The sequence below is a fragment of the Vibrio hyugaensis genome (assembly GCF_002906655.1).
GTDB classification, from domain to species: Bacteria; Pseudomonadota; Gammaproteobacteria; order Enterobacterales; family Vibrionaceae; genus Vibrio; species Vibrio hyugaensis.
The window spans coordinates 873,748-893,982 of record NZ_CP025795.1; the positions used below are offsets into that span (position 1 = coordinate 873,748).

Sequence of the window (20,235 nt, forward strand, 5' to 3'; positions counted from 1 at the left end):
ACCTCAGTGACCTCCATGGTCACAATCAAACACTGTTCTAATACGTTTAGATTAGATTTTGAGCGGTGTTTTTTTGTCCGAGTAATGTCAGTAAGCGTCAAATAGCTTGTAAGACTTTTGTTATAGATAAATGGCGTAATCATAAAGGGGTAGAATCATAGTCTACCCCTTTAAACACAGCCAGAAAGAGTTAGTTCACACGAACGGCAAACTTAGATGCAAGTGAATGCAGTTCCGGTAACATACGGTAGATAAGGTGCAGCTGCTGAAGCACCATGCGGGCTGAGTGATCGTCTTCGTCTCGCCACTCGTTCAAGCGTTGCTCTATGTTCGTATCGTCAATCGAAGACAAATCACACTCTTCACAATGTTGATGCAACTGTTGGTGAAGTACGTCTAAGTGCTGGTGGATACAACGGTGTGCATCGAGTACCAGCTGATGGATAGCCTCGTCTTCAATTCTCGTGCGGTGTGCGCCTAATGCTGAGATATAACTGAGCATCGCATGATTAAGTGTCAAGAAACGGAAACTTTCGTCTACCGCAGTGCGGTACTTGCCGGGTTCCGCCAACATAGTACTGATAGCGGAAGATAGGTTTGCATCATTGTTGTGCGCTTGACGACGAGCAATACGGTAGCTGAGGTTGTCTTTTTTGCCAATGCGGTACTGGCCAATGATCTGCCCGAGATATTGCTTATTCGCGTCAATGGCATCAGACATCACTTTATGTAAGCGTTTAGACTGCCAGTCTGGCAGAATCACCAGAACCGCCCCGACTGCTAACACACAGCCAATCAAGGTATCTGCGAGGCGAGGGAGAACAACGGCATAACCTTCGCCCAATTGATTGAATAAGAACAGTACCAGTAAAGTAATAAAACCCGTCGCGTAGCCGTAATTATTTATGCGGAAAGCAAAGAACATCACGCCCGACACTACAATGAACACCAATTGGCTTTCTTGGGACGGGAAGAAGGTTAGCAACGGAACGCCGATCAGCAACCCGGTCAACGTACCAACCACACGAGCAGTGAGCTTTTGTCTGGTCGCGCTGTAGTTCGGCTGACACACGAATAAGGTGGTCAACAGAATCCAGTAACCGCGGTCGATATCAAACGCTTGAATGATTCCGTAACCTGCCGTCAACGCAATCGACATGCGTAGTGCATGACGGAACAACATCGAGTCTTTGTGTAAGTTAGCTGCAATACGTTGCCACATCGCCTTGAAAGTGTGTGGGTTGGTGTCGTCGAGCACATCTTCTTCTAAGCGTTCAGCATCTGGGTTGTTGATGTTGCTAAGCTGCTTTTCAACGGTCGCTAGGTTGTTGAATAAATAAGTCAATTGAGCCAATAGTCGTTTCCAGTGGCTTTGCTGCTGATCTTCCAAATAACCCAATGCGTTTTGCAGTTCCGCTAAAGCCAGAATCGATTGGTCAGTGTGGGTGTATTCGTTACCCAAACGGATCGCATGGGCTATATCCCGACACGCTTGCGCTTGTGACTCAAGCAAGTATTTAAAGCGGAACAGGACATCGGAACGCTCGAACTCTGTCGCAAGATCTTGGTATCGATAGTGGCTTGAGCTGACGCGCTCATGGATATCTTGTGCGATAAAGTAAATGTTCAAGAAGCGGTCGCTCGGGCCGTCAATATGACCACGCTTAGAGCGGCTTAACAACGTCGCTTTACATGCGTTGAGTGCATTTACGGTTGCGGCATTAAGTTTCGCCGCCTCGATACGCATTGGTTGTGGCGTAAGATTCGTGACTGGATGAAATAGTTTTGCTTTGGCGTCTAGGTAGTTTGCGATTTGTAAGAAGACGGTCGCGAGGCTTTGTTGAACCGGCTGAAGTGGCCAGAACATCTGCCAAATCATCGACATAAAGTAATACCAAGCTGCGCCTGTTAACAACAAAAGTGGTTGGAACCAAATGTTGGTACTTTCGTGTGCTCCGAGCATGGTGTAGATCGCGATAAGCAAAGAACCAAAAGCGATGCTGGCGTATTTGGGGCCAATAGCGCCTAACATGATAAAGCCGAAGGTCGAGACAAACAGCCCGATAGCAAATGCCCATGGTGTGTCAAACAATATCTCTATAGAGAATGCGGCGACGGCAAAACAGATGAATGTGATAATTAATGCCTTAATCCTACCTGTAAAACTATCATCACTTTCTGCCAAAGCAGCGGCTATGACACCTAAGATAAGCGGTGTAATCAGCGTATTTTGTCCGTAATACCAAGCAGGGATCACTACACCAAGTAAGGTGATCAAAATAAGAATGCTGTAGTTGATGGTTTTGTTTGCCCAATAGAGGCGAAGTTTTAAAGCAGCTTGCACAATGCGCCTTTCGTTGCCGGTGGAAAACGAGAGAATTTTAACAAACTCACTATAACGCGTTTATGACCTAATTTAATAAAAATCGTCAATTGGTCAGGAAATCAACAGAATTGTCATTGACTTACCGAGTGAGTATTACAAAGGAACCACAACCCTTGTTCACAAATTCAACAGTAATGTGAATTTTAATTAAGAATACAGACAGAAGGTGATTTGTGCTTCATCCATCGCTACAATTTAACCGTCTAAAATGATATAAAACGGGAACTTCTATATCAAAAGGCGCACCTTTCATGCAGCTTACTGCCTCTAATAAAGCACAGTTTTTTATTCAAAATGAGTATTACCAAGTCGAAATAAAAGAAAACAGTGTTTTATTATGTTCAGTGGGTAGTGAAGAACACATCCCATTTACGATTTGGAATGGCAAAGTTAGCGTCAAACGCGGTTTACTTTGGAGCTCACTTCAGTTCTTTGCTCATGAGCAAGATGGCAAACAGCAAAGCTGGTTAGTTCAAGGCCTTCCTTGGCCACAATGCCGCAAGTTTGCTGTAGAAGCCGTGCGCCAATATCAAGATTGGCACAATACTCAGTGTCGTAAACTTGCCGAGTACCTGCCTAAGTGGGAAGACGAGCTATACCAACTCAAGCATCTGCCTGCTTACTTACCGCATTCTCAAGTTCAAAATTGGGTCGATAAGCTCAATAACGAATTGGTTGAGATTAAAACCAGTCTCGCTGAAGCGAAAATGCGTATGCCGAAACGCATGGCTGAAATCGAACCTTGGATTTCAGAAACGTCGCAAACCTTGAGTGAACGCAATCATGAGTGGCTAGAGAACGAGCGCCCAAATTGGGAAGTGTTGTTTAGTCGTATTGAATCGTCACCTTTGAACCTTTCACAGCAGCATGCCGTCTTACTCAATGATGACCATAATCTCGTGTTAGCGGGAGCCGGTTCCGGTAAAACGAGTGTATTGACGGCACGCGTGGCATATCTGCTACAAAGCCACCAAGCGCAAGCAGAAGAGTTGTTGATGTTAGCTTTTGGCCGTGATGCAGCTAAAGAGATGAAAGAGCGTTTGGTTGATAAAGTGGGTCTAGCGGCAGAAAACGTACGTGTGAATACTTTCCACCAGCTTGGATTGCGTATTCTTAATCAAGTTGAGCCTCAACCTGTTGAGATCAGCCCACTCGCTCTGGATGACAATCAACGTTCGGCTTGGTGTATTGACTGGCTTAAGAAACATTGGATGACCCCAACCAACTTTAAGCGTTGGCAGAAGCACTTGGACAAATGGCCGATTGCTTACTTAAAAGGTGATGATGAACTAGGCAGTCATTCAGAGAACCCAAAACTGATTGCATGGTTAGATAGCCAGCTTTCGCAACTTGCTGCGGTAGGCTTAACTAAGAAACAAGTGCAAGAGAAGTTGGTGAATCACCAAGATTACACACGCTTGAACAGCGAACTGGCTTTGTGTTGGCCATGTTTTAGTGCGTGGCAAAAAATGCTCAAAGAAACCAATCAGGTCGATTTTCCGACCATGATCAGTCGCGCGACGGACTACGTGACTAAAGGTAAATTTATTTCACCTTGGCGCTTTGTGATGGTGGATGAATACCAAGACATTTCTCCAGACCGTTTGGCCTTAATTGAAGCCTTGTGTGCATCGACAGAGAAGCAAACAGGCGCTACCTTGTTTGCTGTGGGTGACGATTGGCAAGCGATTTATCAATTTGCTGGAGCGGACGTGGATTTAACTACTGGGTTCCAAGACCGTTTTGTTCACTCAACCGTTCATCACCTTGATACGACTTATCGTTTCAACAATCAAATTGGCGACGTTGCGAATACTTTCATCCAAGAAAACCCATCGCAATTGCCAAAAACGCTCAACAGTCATAAACAGCGTAAACAAAAGAGCGTACATACTGCACCAAGCAATCAAGTTGAGAAAATCCTTGATCAACTTAACCAGCAAGCGAAGAAAACGAAATCGGTACTGTTACTCGGGCGTAACCATTACCATAAACCAGATTTGTACGACGACTGGTTAGAACGTTTCCCGAATTTGGATATCCGCTTTATGACCTGTCATGCAAGTAAGGGTAGGGAAGCTGACTTTGTGATTATCTTGTCTGTGGACGAAGGGCAGTTCCCTGCCAAGAAAAAGCAAGCACACATTGATGGCGCTTTAACAGAATCGAAAGACAAATTCTCTTATGCGGAAGAGCGTCGTCTATTCTACGTTGCTTTGACTCGTGCTAAAGAGAAAGTGTGGATCACGCACACTGGTGCTGGCTCTGGGTTTGTTCAAGAACTGGTGAACGGCGATTATCCTATTGTCACTTCTCGTTAGAAAAGATCAGCTCACGTTAGAAGCGTTTACCTCATATTAGAAACAACAAAGGCGATACTGAGTACCGCCTTTGTTTTATGTGTGTGATTTACCGTGTAGAGCTTAAGTACGCTCTGCTAGGTAAGCATCGTAGTCGGGTACTTCAATATCCACTTCTTGGTCAATCAGTGGAGAGTTAAATAAGAATTTAGCGGTCGCACGGTTTGTCGCAACCGGGATGTTCCACACGCTTGCAATACGCAGCAGCGCTTTTACATCTGGGTCGTGCGGTACTGCATTAAGTGGGTCCCAGAAGAAAACAAGTACATCGATGTTACCTTCAGAGATCAAAGCGCCAAGTTGTTGGTCGCCGCCCATTGGGCCACTGATCATGCTCTTGATTGCTAGGCCTGTTTCTTTACTTAGCATGTGGCCAGTGGTGCCTGTTGCGTACAAGAAGTGGCTTTGCAGCTTCTCTTTATTCTCTTTAACCCAACGAAGTAGCTCAGGCTTGCAGTTGTCGTGGGCAACCAATGCCACATGTTTGTGCGCCGGCATGGTACGAGTCGTTTTTTGCATCAAGTTATTTCCGTTTTTATGATTTTAAATTCATTGTTGCCCAATAAAACACGTTTTCTGTCTATCAATCAACTGCATTAACGCTGAATGTCGGCCTATATTCTGACGGAGATAACGATTCTTCAATGGTGTCATCATGAAGGGTCTTTGGAGTCAGTGCTTTGATGGCTGGCGACGCATCTTCTTCATACGGTTGTTGACGCAAATAATGCGCGGCTTGCATCACAGACAAACGACCTTGTTGCACCATTTTATCGGTAGGCGCGAACAACACTTTGTGGCGTAACAAGCCACGGTAAACTCCATGACTGAGGTACACAGAAACTAAGCCAATGTCTTTGGTTTTTTCTGCGCTACGTAATTCACTGATCGCAGCTTCAATAGCGACGGCGCTACCTACGATATAATCGATGTTGCCCATATCAATCACACGTTGGACTAAGTTACGCTGTAATTCCTTGTCGTTATCCGCCCAGTAAGAATCGACGATGTTAATATCGCTGTCTTTGATTGCTTCATAAAAGCCAGTCGTTACTGGCTTCGTTCCACCGCGTGTTCTTGGGCCAAGCAATAAGGCAATGTTGGTTTTTCCTGAGCCTTTAGGATGTTTGGCAGCAAGGAACTTTCCGGCTTCATACCCCATCCAGTACCAATCAACACCAACTTCTCCTTTGAGCAGTGGTTTTTGCTCGTTGTCTAGATCCAGTTGGTTGACGGTCGCAAAGACGGGCGTATTGCCTACCCAGTTTTTAAGGTTGTGTTCGTAGGCTTGTGGATCCACCGTGCCAAGGATGATCGCATCTGCACCCCATTGGGTACATAACGCCAACTGTTGCTCTTGGCGCGTTTTGTTTGGGTAGCCGCCTGCCTCTAAAACGCGCAGGGTGACACCAAGTTTTTCCGCTTCGGAAACCATTCCATAGTTTACTGATAACCAATATGAGTCCTTTAAATGAGGGTAAATAGCACAAATTTTCTCTGCCGCAAAAGTTGGCACTGAAGCGAAAAGTGACATTGCGAGAGCTGAATGCTTGAAAATTGTGCGAAATGAGCGCTGATTTATAACCATGAAATGAAGTTCGTTGGCATAGATTAAGTAAACACTGCAAAATATAACGTAATATGTCGCAGAACACGAATATTAAGGTCAGGAAAATATGTTGCTAGCTACCGCAAGCATCGGGCGTAAACTGTTATTGTCTTTCATTGCGATGGCAATGTTGGTCATGTTGTCTGCGTTAATCGGTGTCTCAGGGTTTTCTCTGGTGGCAAAAACAGAAAGGAATGTGGTGGACGCTGCCATTCCGGCAATGATTGAAGCTCGACAAGTCTCGGAGCTCAGCACTCGCATTATCTCATCGGTGCAAATGCTGTCGAATGCGCAAAATGAACAGGAACGTAAAGAAGCGGGCCGAGTGCTGTTTGAACAGCTTGAATCTCTGCTTACTCACATCAAAGAACTGGGTGGCGAGTCGTTTGATGCCGATTTACTCGAAGCCTTAGAAAACCACGTTCAGAACGTCATTAATAACCTAGCTGAACTTGGTGTGACGGTAGAAAGAAAACTGTGGCTTGCCAAAGAAATTGATACACGCGTAGAAGAAATGCGTTTATTGAGTGAAGAGCTAGAGCAGCTGACACGCACCCAAGTTCAAAACACCAGTACGATCGCGGTTGCGAACGTAACTCATATCTATGACCTTCTTGAAACCAACAAAAAAGATCAAGTCTACCAAGCACTGGATGCACTCGTGGAAGTCGACCTCGACCTGACCGAGCGACTGCATGAATTGCATTTATTGGCGTTTAAGATGCTCAATCAGATTGAAGAAGCTCGAACACTAACCAATGTCGACCGCATTCAACAAATCCAAACCGAGTTTGAAGACAATCTGAAAATAATGAAGCGACGTGTATTGGCGGTAGAAGACCCGACTCGTTCAGAACAGATGAGTCAACTACTAAAAGAACTCGGCAAGCGACAAGTCGTATTTACCATTTTGCTTCAGCAATACGAGAACAATGAACAGTCTCAAGAGTTAATGCAGGGCACTCTGGAGCTTTTCTCTGAATTGAATGGCACCGTTAACAAGTTGGTGGATGACTCTAACCAAACCACACGTGTTGCCGTAGATGAGTTAACCAATACTTTGAAGTTTGCCCAATGGTCGCTGACGGTGATTTCTATCATTGGTTTGATCATCGTAGTGTTGATTCTATGGCGTGTTGTGTACGTGTCGGTTGTTAAGCGACTTGGTGAATACTCGGCGGCCCTATTGTCAGTGGCACAAGGTAATTTGGCGGTTGAATTAGAAGTGAAAGGCAAAGACGAACTGGCGCACATGGGGCAGGCGATCATTACGGCTCGTAATACTGCGCAAGCGCTCAAAGTCGTGGCAGAAGGGGAAGCGCAAGCCAAGCGTGAATTAGAAGAACACAAAGAACACTTAGAAGAACTTATTGAACAACGTACTTCTCAGTTGAAACAGGCAAACCGCCGTTTGAACGAAGAGGTACTCAACCACGCAAAAGCGCGTAAACAAGCCGAACAAGCTAGCCGTGCGAAATCTGCTTTCTTGGCAACAATGAGCCATGAAATTCGGACACCGATGAACGGAGTGCTCGGGACTGCTCGCCTGCTGATAGACTCAGGGCTAAACCCAATTCAAAAGCGTTATGCGGAGATCATCAACCGCAGTGGTAAAACCCTGTTGGCGATCCTAAATGACGTTCTAGATTACTCAAAAATTGAAGCAGGGCACTTAGAGATACGCAGTTTAGGTTTTGACTTGCATCAGATAGTAGAAGATACCTTCCAGCTAATGAACGGTAAGGCGCAAGAGAAGAAGTTGCTCTTTTCTTACCATATTGAAAGCGATGTAGGTCGGTATTGGAAAGGCGACGTGACACGTATCAACCAAGTGTTGAATAACTTAGTCGGTAACGCGATTAAGTTTACGGAAGAGGGGGAGGTTGATATCTACGTCAGCCTGAACCCAGAGGACGAATCGCAAGTGCTGTTTGAAGTCTCTGATTCCGGAATCGGCATTGCGAAAAAAGACCAGAAGACGTTGTTTGATGCCTTCACTCAAGCGGAAGGTGGGTTAAATCAAACTGGTGGTACAGGTTTAGGTTTAGCAATTAGCCGCCGTATTATTCAAGCCATGGGTGGTCATCTGGATGTCGATTCTGATGAGGGTCATGGTAGCCGTTTCTGGTTCTCGATTCCTTTGGAAGAAAGCGAACCCGTTGAAACGGTGTCTATCGCGAGTGCACGGTGCAAAATCAAAGCGAAGGTGCTCATTGTCGAAGATAATCCGGTAAACCGCGTCGTTGCGGAAGGTTTCTTAGAAAGCATGGGTCATGAAGTCGTCATGGCGGAAGATGGTGCACAAGCGGAACGAATCATACAAAAACAGGACTTCGATATCGCATTAGTCGATATTAACTTGCCTGATTGTAATGGCACTGACTTGATTCATCGACTGAAACAAATAGAAACTAATAAACCAGCAGAGAAAGCACTTGCGCCAACGCCAATGGTTGCGGTCTCTGCTCACGTATTTGCTGAAGAAGTGGAAAGCTACTTAGCTGCGGGTTTCGATGGTTATTTGCCGAAACCAATGGAAAAAGAAGCACTTGCTGCGCTTATTCAAGACATGTTGGATGGCAAACAACTTCTGTTACCTCAAACGAGCAAGTGCGACCCTCAGGATGAGACGATAACAATCACTGATATTAACGATACTCCGGTCATCAATGACCCGATAGCAGAGGAGCCAGCAATGGTTATCATCAATCCGAATGTAATTCAGTCAGACATGAAGATCTTGGGTAGAGAGAAAATGCTGCACATTATCGACTTGTTTAGACAAACCAGTGCTGATGTACTGAGTCAGATGGAAACATCTGCGGATAATGGTGATAGCCGAGCAGTGAAAGATCTCGCTCATAAATTGAAAGGCAGCGCAGGCAGTTTAGGGTTAACAGCATTGATGAATACCTGCCAAAACATTGAAATTGCATCCGAACCACTAGAGATCTACTCTCAAGAGCAAGATGTCATCAAGAAGCAAGTCACAGACTCTGTAACGGCACTTGACGAATTGATGGCGGAATAAAAAGGCGCATTATTTGCCTTGTATCTCGCGACTTGTTCTCTAGATAAAAACAAAAACCTCCGGTTTGCGCCGGAGGTTTTTTCTATTCGGTCATGTCATCTTCCCACTCGAACCGAGTGTCTAGGGCATAAGGATCATCTTCAAACGGATGCTCCACTCTGCGACGCAAGTATTCGAGTTGGTGCTCAAGCATGTTGACCGTATCGTAATCACCCTCTGAGCATGCAACATATATCTGTTGTTCAAGAGCGGCAATGTTATCTCGGATACTCATGAGAACCCCCTTAAATCATCATCGATTCTCAAAACGATTATAGTCAAGTAAACCAAATTCGATCGGTTGTTTTGTACGATACCAAGCGTGAAGACGATCGCTAAATGGCCAGAACTTTTCTGAGCTTCGACGAATCGCAAAACTATCCAGTAACTTAACGTAATCGGCCTCAGATTTAAGGGCGCTAAATTGATCGACAAATTCTTTTACTTGATCCTCTTCGATAGCGAAAAATGCAGCTGGATAGCTACCAACAACACCGCGAACAATCGTCATGTCATCGTTGGCGAAATCGCGATTACTGTTCTCGTCGAATAGGCTTGAGATGTTGATATGCGCATTATTATGAAGCAGGGTAAACAACTCGTCATCGCCTGCTTTGCTGCGTACCATCAACATGGTGATTTGTGGAACGGTTTTGAGCCCTTCACCACGAACTTGATTTATGCTGGCAAGTTGCTGCTCAGCTTCTACAGACAAAGCGGTGTCTATGATGTCATAGCGTGGTAACAAGATAGGAGAGACTTGTTTACGCATAATATCCAATAGCTCCGACTTAGGATCGTCAGTATGGTACACGACGCTCGTTGGCTGGCTAAATGGTGCCACATTGCGTTGTAAAAAGTCGCTTAACTGGCGTGGTTGATCTTGGTACCAACTGGAGTGCTCTTGGTGGCGCATGTCGGCAGGCAACAGCGCAATAAAGTTACTCTCACCTTCAAGGCGCAAGAAGTCCATGAACATACGTGTAATAAGCTGGTGGCCGAAATTACCATAAACATCAAAGCCAGCGACCAATAAGTAGTGAATTCGTTCCAATAGAGCGTAATCCAGTATCCAAGCCGTTTTAGGTTGTTCACCAACTAAGCCTTGCACGACAGACGCGCTGTCAAAGTGTCGGAAGACGGTCAACGCGGCATTGTGGTTGGTGCCGTTGCCATCCCAAATCACATCGGTAGAAAGGTGTTCACCGTTCTTAAACCACTTGTTGATGAACTCAGATTTTGCCTCTAGGTACCGAGCTTGCTGACGTGAGTATTTCACCCAATTTGTCACTGGTACGGTATTGCTTTCCAATTCACCCGGAAGTTTTAAATTGTCCGCTTGTGAACGGTAGAACTCATTAACTTCTGGGATGTCGGCTTTATCTGGGTCTAAGAAGAAAACCCAGAAACGATCGTTTATTACGTTCAATGCAAGTTGACCACGACAAACAGGACCTTTGATATAAGCCATGATGGTGTTCTGAGCGTTATCCAGCATGAAGTTAAAGCGTGATTTCACTGGTAGATCAATGAATGCGGTCATCGGGTTAGCGGCGATTTCAGGCTCGTAGCTGGGTAATTTCGCCACTTCGTAATCGGCATCAATGAACCATTTTTTCCAGTTCTCGATACGTTGTTTGTTCAGCGCAAACGGCATGTGCGTCTTATCGACAATAGTGCCTTGCTCAGGAATGATTCGGTAGTACACGCGATCCACCCCTGGATCATCGTACGGGCGACGCGTTGTGATGCGTTTTACTGGCTCTCCCGGTGGCGTTGAAGAGCGCACGAGAGTAAAGAAGCGTGGTTGCTCACCATCCAGTTCAGAAAAAAACAGGTGCGATAAGAAAAGATGTTCGTAAATATAACGAGCTGCGAGTTGGTTTTTGCGAGAACTCTTGTTCAGCAGCGTCTCGTATTTCTGTACCTCAGCTTTTTGTTGCTCGGTAAGCGGGACATGCGCATTCATGATGCCGCCATTTTCCAGCCAAAGCATGAGCGTTTGATATTCTATGGCCGTTAGATTCGGCATTCCGAAAGGCATCCCCCATGTCGGGTTGTCTTGTTCGTATTTTGCGTACTCTTCAATCGTCGGACACGTTTGTTCACGGTCGATGGAAAAATCGAAGCCTTCTAATTGAACTTGATCAGGGAGTGGATGACGTTCCTTTTGTTGCAACATACGAGCAATCAAACCTGCATCCATATTAGCCGCCATGCTCTGCTCACGCTCGTTGAGCACAGGATGGAAGCCAGCATCACGCCATTCTTGCGTAGTTTGCGCGTCTTCAAATAAGCGAGTTGGGGCCGCTGCGGTCAAGCGTGTGCCTTCGTAAACCAAAGCTTTGCTTGCACCACGGTCGATGCCTTCTACGGAAGAAAGTTTTAACTGACAAGGCGCATCGTAGCAGGCATGGCAAACCACACATCGATTATCGACGATAGGTTTAACGTCATGTTGGAAGAAGTCAGCTTGAGGTGTATCCAGAGCAACGGTGCGCTCACGCACTTCTTCAGGACCAAACAGTTTGTCGTAGTTTAGGCCCGCATAGGTCGCACAACCTGCAAACAGAGTAGCGATACACAGTGTGAAAATTAAACGTAAATTCATTGAGTTATTTTGAGTAAATTGAATTTGCGTTAATTAAAGCAAAATAAGTCGCCAAATACCAAAAATCGGAGCAAATTGCTCCGATTTCCGGGTTGTTATTGTTAGGCTAATGCCAAAGTTAAGAGACAAACCTAGAACGCGTAAGTCACGTTAAAGCGAAAGTCTCGACCTGGGCTAGCATAGCCTTGTGCAACCGGGCTGCCGATGTATTCCATGTATGACGCGTGGTCAAAGTAGTACTTATCAAACACGTTTTTCACTGAAAGAGTCAAAGAAAGCTCTTCATCGACTAATGGCATCCAGTATGCGTATACATCATGTACACCGTAGCCTGGCTTTTCTGGATGAACCGTCGGGTCCGCCACGTCGGTTAAACGCTCAACAAATCTTGCATTCCAACCAAACTCCAGTGTTTCTATCGGTTGGTAGATAAGATCAAGTACCCAAGTATCACCGATAGATGTGCCTAGGGTTGAGTCCTCATCCGAAAGCGGTGTGCTATTCAGTTCCGGACGCGATTGGTTGTAACTCAAGCGAGCTGACACATCTGAAATCGCATAGCCTAGGTAAGCGGTAATGCCTTGGTTATCTAAATCGCCAACATTGGTGTACACCGCACCTTGATTGGTGACGACATCTTTGATTGTGCTGTCGAAGAAGGTCAAGCCAGCATAGAAATCGTCATACTGGTAGTTTGCGCCCAGTTCTAGGTTGCGCGCTTCCTCTGGCTTACGGTTTGGATCATTTTCGCGGTAGTCGATGACAAACAACTCTTTAATTTGTTGACCACGGAACGCCTCTGCGTAGCTAGCGAACAGGTTCAGTCCTTCTAATGCGTTGTAATTGATGCCGACATTCGGACTAAAGCCGCTAGAGTCAAAATCTTGATCGATGTTATCCGTTAATTCATACCAATCATAGCGAGCGCCCGCGGTGAGAATCAGCGCTTCCGTTAGCATCCGATCATCTTGGACAAACAACCCATAAACCGTCCCTTTTTCTTCATCGTCAAGCTTGCCATCGTAGTTGGTTTCAAATTCAGATTTGTCTTTCTTGTAATCCAATCCGTAAACCAAGGTATGGTCGGTGAGCTTGCTGGTATTGAAGATCTTCACACCAGAGGTCTGGATGGAGCCATCACTGGTGCCCCAACGAGGGTGATCTTTATGCGCAAGTCGGCTATCGGTGTAGTAAAAAGTGGTGTCGAGATTGAACAAGTCACTTGCACTGTATTTGTGATTAAGTGTGAACGTCGAGCGGTCCGTCTCTTGGTCTAAAGGTTCGTTTTTGAAACTTGGTTGGAAGTGCGGGCGATTCAAGCGTCGTCCATCGTCATTACGGTAGTCGTAGCTTACCGAGAGGTAGTGTTCGTCATTGAGTTGACCGGATAGCTTAAGGAGGACAACTTGCTGTTCCAGCGCTGTATAAGGTTGCTCTTCACCTTTGCCGTCTTGAATATTGTCGCCATCCACATAACCAAATGACGCTAACAGGCCGAGTTGGTCTGCCACCTCACCATACAAGCTAGCAGAGACTTTGTAGCCTTCATTGTTGGTGTAGTAACCACCTTTTAGCATTGCGCCGTAAGTTTCGTCCGCGGCGAGTAAATCGTGGGCGTCTTTAGTGGTGAACTTAATCGCGCCGCCAAGTGCTCCGGGGCCATCGGTAGCGCGTCCTGCGCCAGCACTGACATCGACTTGTTTAAGCAGTTCCGGTTCAATCGATAAACGACCTTGGTGATGGAATAGGTTACCTGATTGTTCCGCACCGTCGATAGAGACATTGAGCATGGTGTCTTCTAATCCACGCACGTAGATCTTCTGAGAGATACCCGAAGAACCACCAACACTGATTTCCGCATCTTTACGGAAGATATCATTCAAATCTTGGGCTTGAGATTTTGCGAGTTGGTCAGAGTCTATTGAGATGTCAACGGCCTCAGGTGTATGACCGGTCACCTCGATAACTTCAATATCATCCTTGGCGTAAGTCGCTTGTGACGTTACTAATAGCGCGATGGTAAGTGGGCTTAGCTTAAATACGGTTGAAGCAGGCACCGTAACCTCCATTGTTAATGAGAATTATTATCGAGTGGGATTTTGGTGATTCTTCCACGCTGAGTAAACGACTTTTACAACTGTTACAATCCTTGTTTGCAACTGTACTTAGCGTTTTTTCGGTAAAGTAATATCCATGGTTAAACCTTGGTTTGGTGCGTTATAGGCCTTAATGGTGCCGCCAACCGCTTCTATATGTCGCTTGGCAAGAGCTAGCCCAACGCCAAAGCCTTTACGTGATGCGACTTGGTTGTTTGCCTTGAAGAAAGGTTTAAAGATTTGTTGGTATAAGCTTGGGTCGATGCCTGGACCGGAATCGGTAATTAAGATGTGGTAATGACTGCTTTTCGCTAATGCGCGGATCATTAATGTCTCATTCGATTGTGTGTAACGCAGCCCATTGCGAATGACATTTTCCAAGGACTGACTCAGTGCCATTTGGTTAGAGTCTTCAATAGGGAGAGGCTCGTCTTGGGAAAGCTCGAGGAGTTTATCCGGATATTCAAATCTGGCATCTTCGGCGATGATTTCAATCAGTTCTGCCAAGTCGAAGGATTCTGTTCTTAAGTTGGGTTGTTCGTTTTCGATCCACGCCAGTGTTAACGTATCTTCAGCGGTTGAGCGCATCTTATGTGTGTCAGTTTTGATGCGTTGCAACATCTGTTCACGTTCGATGTTCTTATCCACACAGTCTATGGCCATTTCTATCCGTGCTAGTGGGGTACGTATCTCATGGGACATATCGGCGATTAAGTTTCTGTTGTGTTGAATCACATCTGAAGTTCGCTCCGCCATTTTGTCGAAAGTCCGCGCGACTTGGCTTATTTCATCGTTGCCTAACTTCATGGTTTGCCCAATTCGCGCCGAATAATCCCCTTGGCTGAAAGCTTGGCTTGCTCGGTGGAACTGCTGCAATGGACGCATGACGTAACGGTACAAATACACCGTAAGTGCCAGTAAAGAGAGAAATGGAATCACAAAACGGAACAGCCAGAACGCATGAGACATGTAAGTGCCAGGGCGCATTCGGTCAGGTAGCAGGATGAGAAAGTGATAACCAAACGGAGAAAGTGGCACCTCCATAATTGGGCTCTCAGGGAAGTCGAGGTGGATTTTCCATTCTACACTTCGGCCAATACCGTAACCTTCCCAGAAGCGCTCATTGAGTGGGTTACCGCCTTTGACATCCAATTGTGATTGCACCACGGTTGCCCATGTCGATTCCTCAAGAGCAAGTGCTTCGAGCCACAGGTCTAATCCTTGCCAATCTTCATGTTCAACATAGCGTTGCGCAGTGCTACCCCAATCAAGAATCTGTTGTCGGTGAGATTTTTTTAAGTAACTCATTTTTTCGTTAGAAAGAATGGCGGCGCTGTGAATCAAGGAGAAAAAGATCACAACGCCTAAAGACAAGACGACAAACAGCCGCCAGAACAACATCTTCTTCACTTGAAAATATACCCTTTACCGTGCACGGTCTGGATACGGTCGTTCGACATGCCTTCTGCGATAAGACGTTTACGGACACGACTTAAATGCATGTCGAGTGCTCGGTCATATTGGCTAAACTGGCGCTCTAAAACGCTTTGGTAAAGGAAAGGCTTAGTCAACACTTCTTCGCGGTTTTCTATCAAGGTCCAAAGTAACTTAAATTGAATTGGTGTTAGCCGAATGGGTTCCATATCTAGGCGATGATGCAGCGTGACCGTGTGAGTTTGTTTATCGAGCAGTAACTCTCTATCGCTAAGGTGAGAGGCGGAATTGGTTTGTTTTATTAATTGTGTGCGACGTAAAATCGCTTCAATACGTAAGCTGACCTCGGTGAAGTTACAGGGTTTTGTGATGTAATCGTCTGCGCCACATTTAAGCCCCTGAATTCGATATTCTTCTGCGCCATAGGCCGTCAGCATCACGACCGGTGTTTGTGACTGCGAGCGAATCACGTTGAGCACTTCGAATCCATCGAGGTTCGGAAGATTAACGTCCAAAATAACCAAATCAAAAGATTGTTGCTGAAATGCGTTAACGCCGTCATCGCCACTGAACATGGAAATGACGTGATATTTTTGTTCTTTGAGTAGGCCAGTTAGTTGAAGGTTGAGGTCGGGATCATCCTCGACGAGCAAAATGGATTGGATCGGAGTTGATGAGTTTGATGACCAATGATTTTGGTGCTGAACATTCACTGACGTTGGGCTGAACATATTGACATTTTACTCATTATTGATAATGCGAACTATTATCAATAATGGCTGAATGAAAATCAATGTGATGAATGAGAAAGCTATCAGTTATTAGGTTTGAAAGGTTAAAGTGCGACCTATCTAGAAGATTTTTCAGTGGTAAACAAGCAGTGATGAATTGGATGGGGGGAAAAGAAAACCCACCTAAACTTGGTGGGTTTTTCGGTAGTTGCAAAAGAAACTAGTTCATTTTCTTAACTTCTTGCTGAAGTTGCTCAAGCTGCTTCATCTTGCCTTGTAGGCCTAGAGATTGGTAGCTGATAGACGCAGGGTTCATCATCTGACCTTGCTGCATTGGGTAATCTGGCAGTGTCTTGAAGAACTCGCCTAGCACATCTTGGATTGGTACGAACAACCACATGTTGTCTGCCATCCAGCGCAGGTACATACCAGATTCGTGTGGCGCTTTCTCAAATGGGTCTGCACGTAGGTGAATGATCTGTGGCCAGTTTGGAGAGAAGCGAATCGCGTTAGAGATATCACCTTCAAGAACCGCGAAGTTCAGCTTCCAGTCATTCCAACGTACTGCGTTTAGCTCACCGTTTGCAGTGAAGTAAAGCAGTGACTCACGAGGGCCTTTCTCTTCTTTACCTTGGAAGTAAGGCATGAAGTTGTAGCCATCAATGTGTACGCGCCAGTCTTTACCGTTCGCTTTGTAGCCTTTCGCTAGCTTCTCTTTTACGTCAGGAACGCCAGCGGCTGCCATTAGTGTTGGTAGCCAATCTTGGTGCGCCATCATGTCGTTGATCTTGGTTCCTGGTTCAATCACGCCAGGCCAACGAACAAGCTGAGGTACACGCATACCGCCTTCCCAAGTGGTACCTTTCTCACCATGGAATGGGGTAGCACCGCCGTCAGGCCATGTTACGGTTTCTGCACCGTTATCGGTTGAGTAGATAACGATGGTGTTATCAGCAACACCTAGCTCGTCAAGTTTGTCCAGTAGAACACCCACCTGGTCATCGTGCTCAAGCATACCGTCAGCGTAGATACTTACACCTGATTTACCTTGGTACTTCTCTTGTAGACGAGTCCAAACGTGCATACGTGTAGTGTTGTGCCAGATAAAGAACGGCTTGTCTGCTTTCACGGCTTTTTCCATGAATGCAAGAGACGTCTCTAGGAACTCTTCATCTGCGTGTTCCATGCGCTTACGTGTCATAGGACCGGTATCTTCAATCTTACCGTCAGCAAATGACTTGATTACACCACGAGGGCCGTAGTTTTTGCGGAACTCTGGATCTTTAGGGTAGTAATAAGTTTCTGGTTCTTCTTCAGCGTTGAGGTGATAAAGGTTACCGAAGAACTCGTCGAAACCGTGGTTTGTTGGTAAGTGTTGATCTTGGTCGCCCAAGTGGTTTTTACCAAACTGAGCAGTCATGTAACCTTGACCTTTAAGAAGGTCGGCAATAGTCGGTGCCCAATCCGGAATACCGTGTGTGGAGCCTGGCATACCGATAGTAAGCAAGCCAGTACGGAACGGTTCTTGGCCTGTGATGAATGCTGCACGGCCAGCGGTACAAGATTGCTGACCGTAGTGATCAGTAAATAGTGCCCCTTCGTTTGCAATGCGGTCGATATTAGGGGTCTGGTAACCCATCATACCTTGGTTGTATGCACTGATGTTCCAGTACCCAACATCATCACCAAAGATCGCTAGGATATTTGGTTTGTCTGCCGCCGCTGCAGCACTTGAGGTTGCCAGTACGCCGAGACCGACAGCCAGCTTGCTCATTTGGTTAGCCATAAAAACTCCAAATTGGTTGTAAGTTGTAAAAAAGCATAGGTACCGCCCACACTTTGTTCGCGACTAAGTTAATGATGTTATTGGAGAATGTCGCTTTATAGTTGTTATAACCATAGGTTATGTGACGATATAACTTGTTGTTTTGTAAGGCTGAATACTGAAACACTGTTAAATGAGGAAAAATCGAAGCGAGACTTAGGTCACGTTGCTCTTACTTTTTAAGTGGTTATTGGACATTAGTGTCTCCTTTCTACTGCGTTATCGGCTTATCAGGTAGGGAAACTAGCTTTCAAAGTCTCTCGCCGTATTAAGCGTTCCCTTAAACGGCTGGAAAAATCAGCTCGAAAGGTTAGCAGGCCCTGATTTTATTCCTTATTTATTTATGCCATCAGATTCGCATTAGTTGATTTTGTGAGCTATACGTTTTTGTGCAGGAAGCATTTTTCTAGTACACACAGAGGTTTATATGACAGCGAAATATGGCGTGAAGCGTCGATTAGCAATTCTTACCGCTGCTTTCATTGGTGCGACGAGTAGCAGTATCGCAGCAGAGAAACCGAATATTTTGGTGATCTGGGGTGATGATATCGGTCAGTCGAATATCAGCGCGTATACATTTGGTTTAATGGGATACAAGACACCCAACATTGATAGCATCGCAAAAGAAGGCATGATGTTTACCGATTATTACGGTGAGCAGTCTTGTACTGCAGGTCGCTCAACTTTCATTACTGGTCAAACTGTATTGAGAACTGGTTTGAGTAAAGTAGGCTTACCGGGTGCAGATCTAGGTTTGCAAGCGGAAGACGCGACCATTGCAGAAATGCTAAAACCACTTGGCTACATGACGGGCCAATTTGGTAAAAACCATTTAGGTGATAAGGACGAACATTTACCAACAAACCACGGCTTCGACGAATTTTTTGGCAACCTTTACCATTTGAACGCCGAGGAAGAACCTGAGAATGTGGATTACCCGAAAGACCCTGAGTTCCGCAAGAAGTTTGGTCCTCGTGGGGTGATAAAGTCTTTTGCTGACGGAAAAATCGAAGATACCGGGCCTCTAACGCGTAAGCGTATGGAAACCGTCGATGAAGAAACCTTAGACGCGGCATTAGACTTTATGGATCGTGCAGTTAAAGCGGATAAACCATTCTTTGTATGGTGGAACGCGACTCGTATGCATTTCCGTACTCACGTGAAAGAAGATAACCTAGGAAAAACAGGCATCAGCTTCTATGCTGATGGTATGGTTGAACACGATAATCACGTCGGTCAACTGCTGAAAAAAGTCGACGACCTGGGCATTAAAGATAACACCATCGTATTTTACTCAACCGATAATGGCCCACACATGAACTCGTGGCCAGATGCGGGCACAACGCCATTCCGTGGTGAGAAGAACACTAACTGGGAAGGGGCTTTCCGTGTCCCAGCCATGGTTCGTTGGCCGGGTAAGATTGAACCAGGCAGCGTTTCTAATGAGATCATGCACCATATGGACTGGATGCCAACGTTGGTAGCCGCAGCCGGTGATGATCAAATCAAAGAGAAGCTGCTGAAAGGTTACTCAGCAGGAGATAAGAAGTTCAAAGTTCACCTAGATGGTTACAACTTCCTACCATACCTAACGGGTAAAGAAGAAAAGGGCCCGCGTGAAGAGATTTTCTACTTTACAGACGATGGCGACTTGAGTTCACTTCGTTACCATAACTGGAAGATTGTATTCCTAGAGCAGCGCGCGAAAGGCACGCTTCGTATTTGGGCTGAACCGTTTACTCCATTGCGTGTGCCTAAGATCTTCAACCTACGTATGGACCCATACGAAGTGGCTGACATTACGTCGAACACTTACTATGACTGGTTGATTGACCACGCTTACATGTTGGTACCGGCACAAGCGTATGTGGGTAAATTCTTGGCTACGTTCGAAGAATTCCCACCACGACAAAAAGCAGCAAGCTTCTCACTTGATCAAGTGATGGAGAAGTTGCAGGAAAACCCTAATAAATAAATTGATTGCAACTAAACGTGGGGCTCTTCGGAGCCTCTTTTTTTGCGCCGTGTTTAAGTTTCTTCTAAAACTCATGTAATTGTTTGTCTAAAAAGAAAAAATGCTTCTATCTTTGATCATAGAATTAAAAGAATCACA

At 45.6% G+C, this 20,235-nt stretch carries 12 protein-coding genes; 3 read left to right on the top strand and 9 right to left on the bottom strand.

What is annotated here, in order from left to right:
- Positions 1–190: 190 nt before the first annotated feature.
- Positions 191–2,344, bottom strand: coding sequence for a YccS family putative transporter (gene yccS, locus C1S74_RS21100; protein ID WP_045402677.1), 2,154 nt, complete (start codon positions 2,342–2,344; stop codon positions 191–193).
- A 293-nt stretch (positions 2,345–2,637) separates the two neighbouring features.
- On the opposite strand from yccS, the gene helD reads away from it, so the two are divergent.
- On the top strand, positions 2,638–4,707 hold the full coding sequence (gene helD, locus C1S74_RS21105) for a DNA helicase IV (RefSeq protein ID WP_045402679.1): 2,070 nt from the start codon (positions 2,638–2,640) through the stop codon (positions 4,705–4,707).
- A 102-nt stretch (positions 4,708–4,809) separates the two neighbouring features.
- Here the strand turns inward: helD and C1S74_RS21110 are convergent, their stop codons facing one another.
- A complete protein-coding gene (locus tag C1S74_RS21110; RefSeq protein ID WP_005431754.1) occupies positions 4,810–5,265 on the bottom strand; it encodes a methylglyoxal synthase in 456 nt (151 codons plus the stop codon).
- Between the two features lie 64 nt (positions 5,266–5,329).
- On the bottom strand, positions 5,330–6,358 hold the full coding sequence (gene torT / locus C1S74_RS21115; protein ID WP_269425172.1) for a TMAO reductase system periplasmic protein TorT: 1,029 nt from the start codon (positions 6,356–6,358) through the stop codon (positions 5,330–5,332).
- 64 nt (positions 6,359–6,422) lie between these two features.
- On the opposite strand from torT, the gene torS reads away from it, so the two are divergent.
- Positions 6,423–9,386: a TMAO reductase system sensor histidine kinase/response regulator TorS gene (torS, locus tag C1S74_RS21120; RefSeq protein WP_045402686.1), complete on the top strand. Its 2,964-nt coding sequence runs from the start codon at positions 6,423–6,425 to the stop codon at positions 9,384–9,386.
- 82 nt (positions 9,387–9,468) lie between these two features.
- Here the strand turns inward: torS and C1S74_RS21125 are convergent, their stop codons facing one another.
- The 6 genes from C1S74_RS21125 to C1S74_RS21150 all read right to left on the bottom strand — a co-directional run bounded on the left by C1S74_RS21125 (position 9,469) and on the right by C1S74_RS21150 (position 18,083).
- Positions 9,469–9,660 (bottom strand): hypothetical protein, encoded by a 192-nt coding sequence (locus C1S74_RS21125; RefSeq protein ID WP_045402688.1) that lies wholly within the window; start codon positions 9,658–9,660, stop codon positions 9,469–9,471.
- A gap of 18 nt (positions 9,661–9,678) precedes the next feature.
- Entirely contained in the window at positions 9,679–12,036 is a 2,358-nt protein-coding gene (locus tag C1S74_RS21130) for a fatty acid cis/trans isomerase (protein ID WP_045402691.1), read from the bottom strand.
- Positions 12,037–12,167: 131 nt separating this feature from the next.
- Positions 12,168–14,093, bottom strand: coding sequence for a TonB-dependent receptor domain-containing protein (locus C1S74_RS21135; RefSeq protein WP_082039099.1), 1,926 nt, complete (start codon positions 14,091–14,093; stop codon positions 12,168–12,170).
- A 108-nt stretch (positions 14,094–14,201) separates the two neighbouring features.
- On the bottom strand, positions 14,202–15,542 hold the full coding sequence (locus C1S74_RS21140) for a sensor histidine kinase (RefSeq protein WP_045402693.1): 1,341 nt from the start codon (positions 15,540–15,542) through the stop codon (positions 14,202–14,204).
- Positions 15,539–16,297: a response regulator transcription factor gene (locus C1S74_RS21145; protein ID WP_045402702.1), complete on the bottom strand. Its 759-nt coding sequence runs from the start codon at positions 16,295–16,297 to the stop codon at positions 15,539–15,541. Before C1S74_RS21145 ends, C1S74_RS21140 begins: the two co-directional genes overlap by 4 nt.
- 220 nt (positions 16,298–16,517) lie before the next feature.
- Complete coding sequence (locus C1S74_RS21150) at positions 16,518–18,083, bottom strand: arylsulfatase (protein WP_045402703.1); 1,566 nt, start codon at positions 18,081–18,083, stop codon at positions 16,518–16,520.
- Positions 18,084–18,549: 466 nt separating this feature from the next.
- Between C1S74_RS21150 and C1S74_RS21155 the strand changes: the two genes are divergently transcribed.
- Positions 18,550–20,097, top strand: a complete 1,548-nt coding sequence (locus C1S74_RS21155) for an arylsulfatase (protein WP_045402705.1) — start codon at positions 18,550–18,552, stop codon at positions 20,095–20,097.
- Positions 20,098–20,235: the final 138 nt, after the last annotated feature.

Coding starts and splice junctions, on each gene's coding strand:
- helD (WP_045402679.1), top strand. CDS start 2,638: ATGCAGCTTACTGCCTCTAATAAAGCACAGTTTTTTATTCAAAATGAG.
- C1S74_RS21110 (WP_005431754.1), bottom strand. CDS start 5,265: ATGCAAAAAACGACTCGTACCATGCCGGCGCACAAACATGTGGCATTG.
- torS (WP_045402686.1), top strand. CDS start 6,423: ATGTTGCTAGCTACCGCAAGCATCGGGCGTAAACTGTTATTGTCTTTC.
- C1S74_RS21125 (WP_045402688.1), bottom strand. CDS start 9,660: ATGAGTATCCGAGATAACATTGCCGCTCTTGAACAACAGATATATGTT.
- C1S74_RS21130 (WP_045402691.1), bottom strand. CDS start 12,036: ATGAATTTACGTTTAATTTTCACACTGTGTATCGCTACTCTGTTTGCA.
- C1S74_RS21145 (WP_045402702.1), bottom strand. CDS start 16,297: ATGTTCAGCCCAACGTCAGTGAATGTTCAGCACCAAAATCATTGGTCA.
- C1S74_RS21150 (WP_045402703.1), bottom strand. CDS start 18,083: ATGGCTAACCAAATGAGCAAGCTGGCTGTCGGTCTCGGCGTACTGGCA.
- C1S74_RS21155 (WP_045402705.1), top strand. CDS start 18,550: ATGACAGCGAAATATGGCGTGAAGCGTCGATTAGCAATTCTTACCGCT.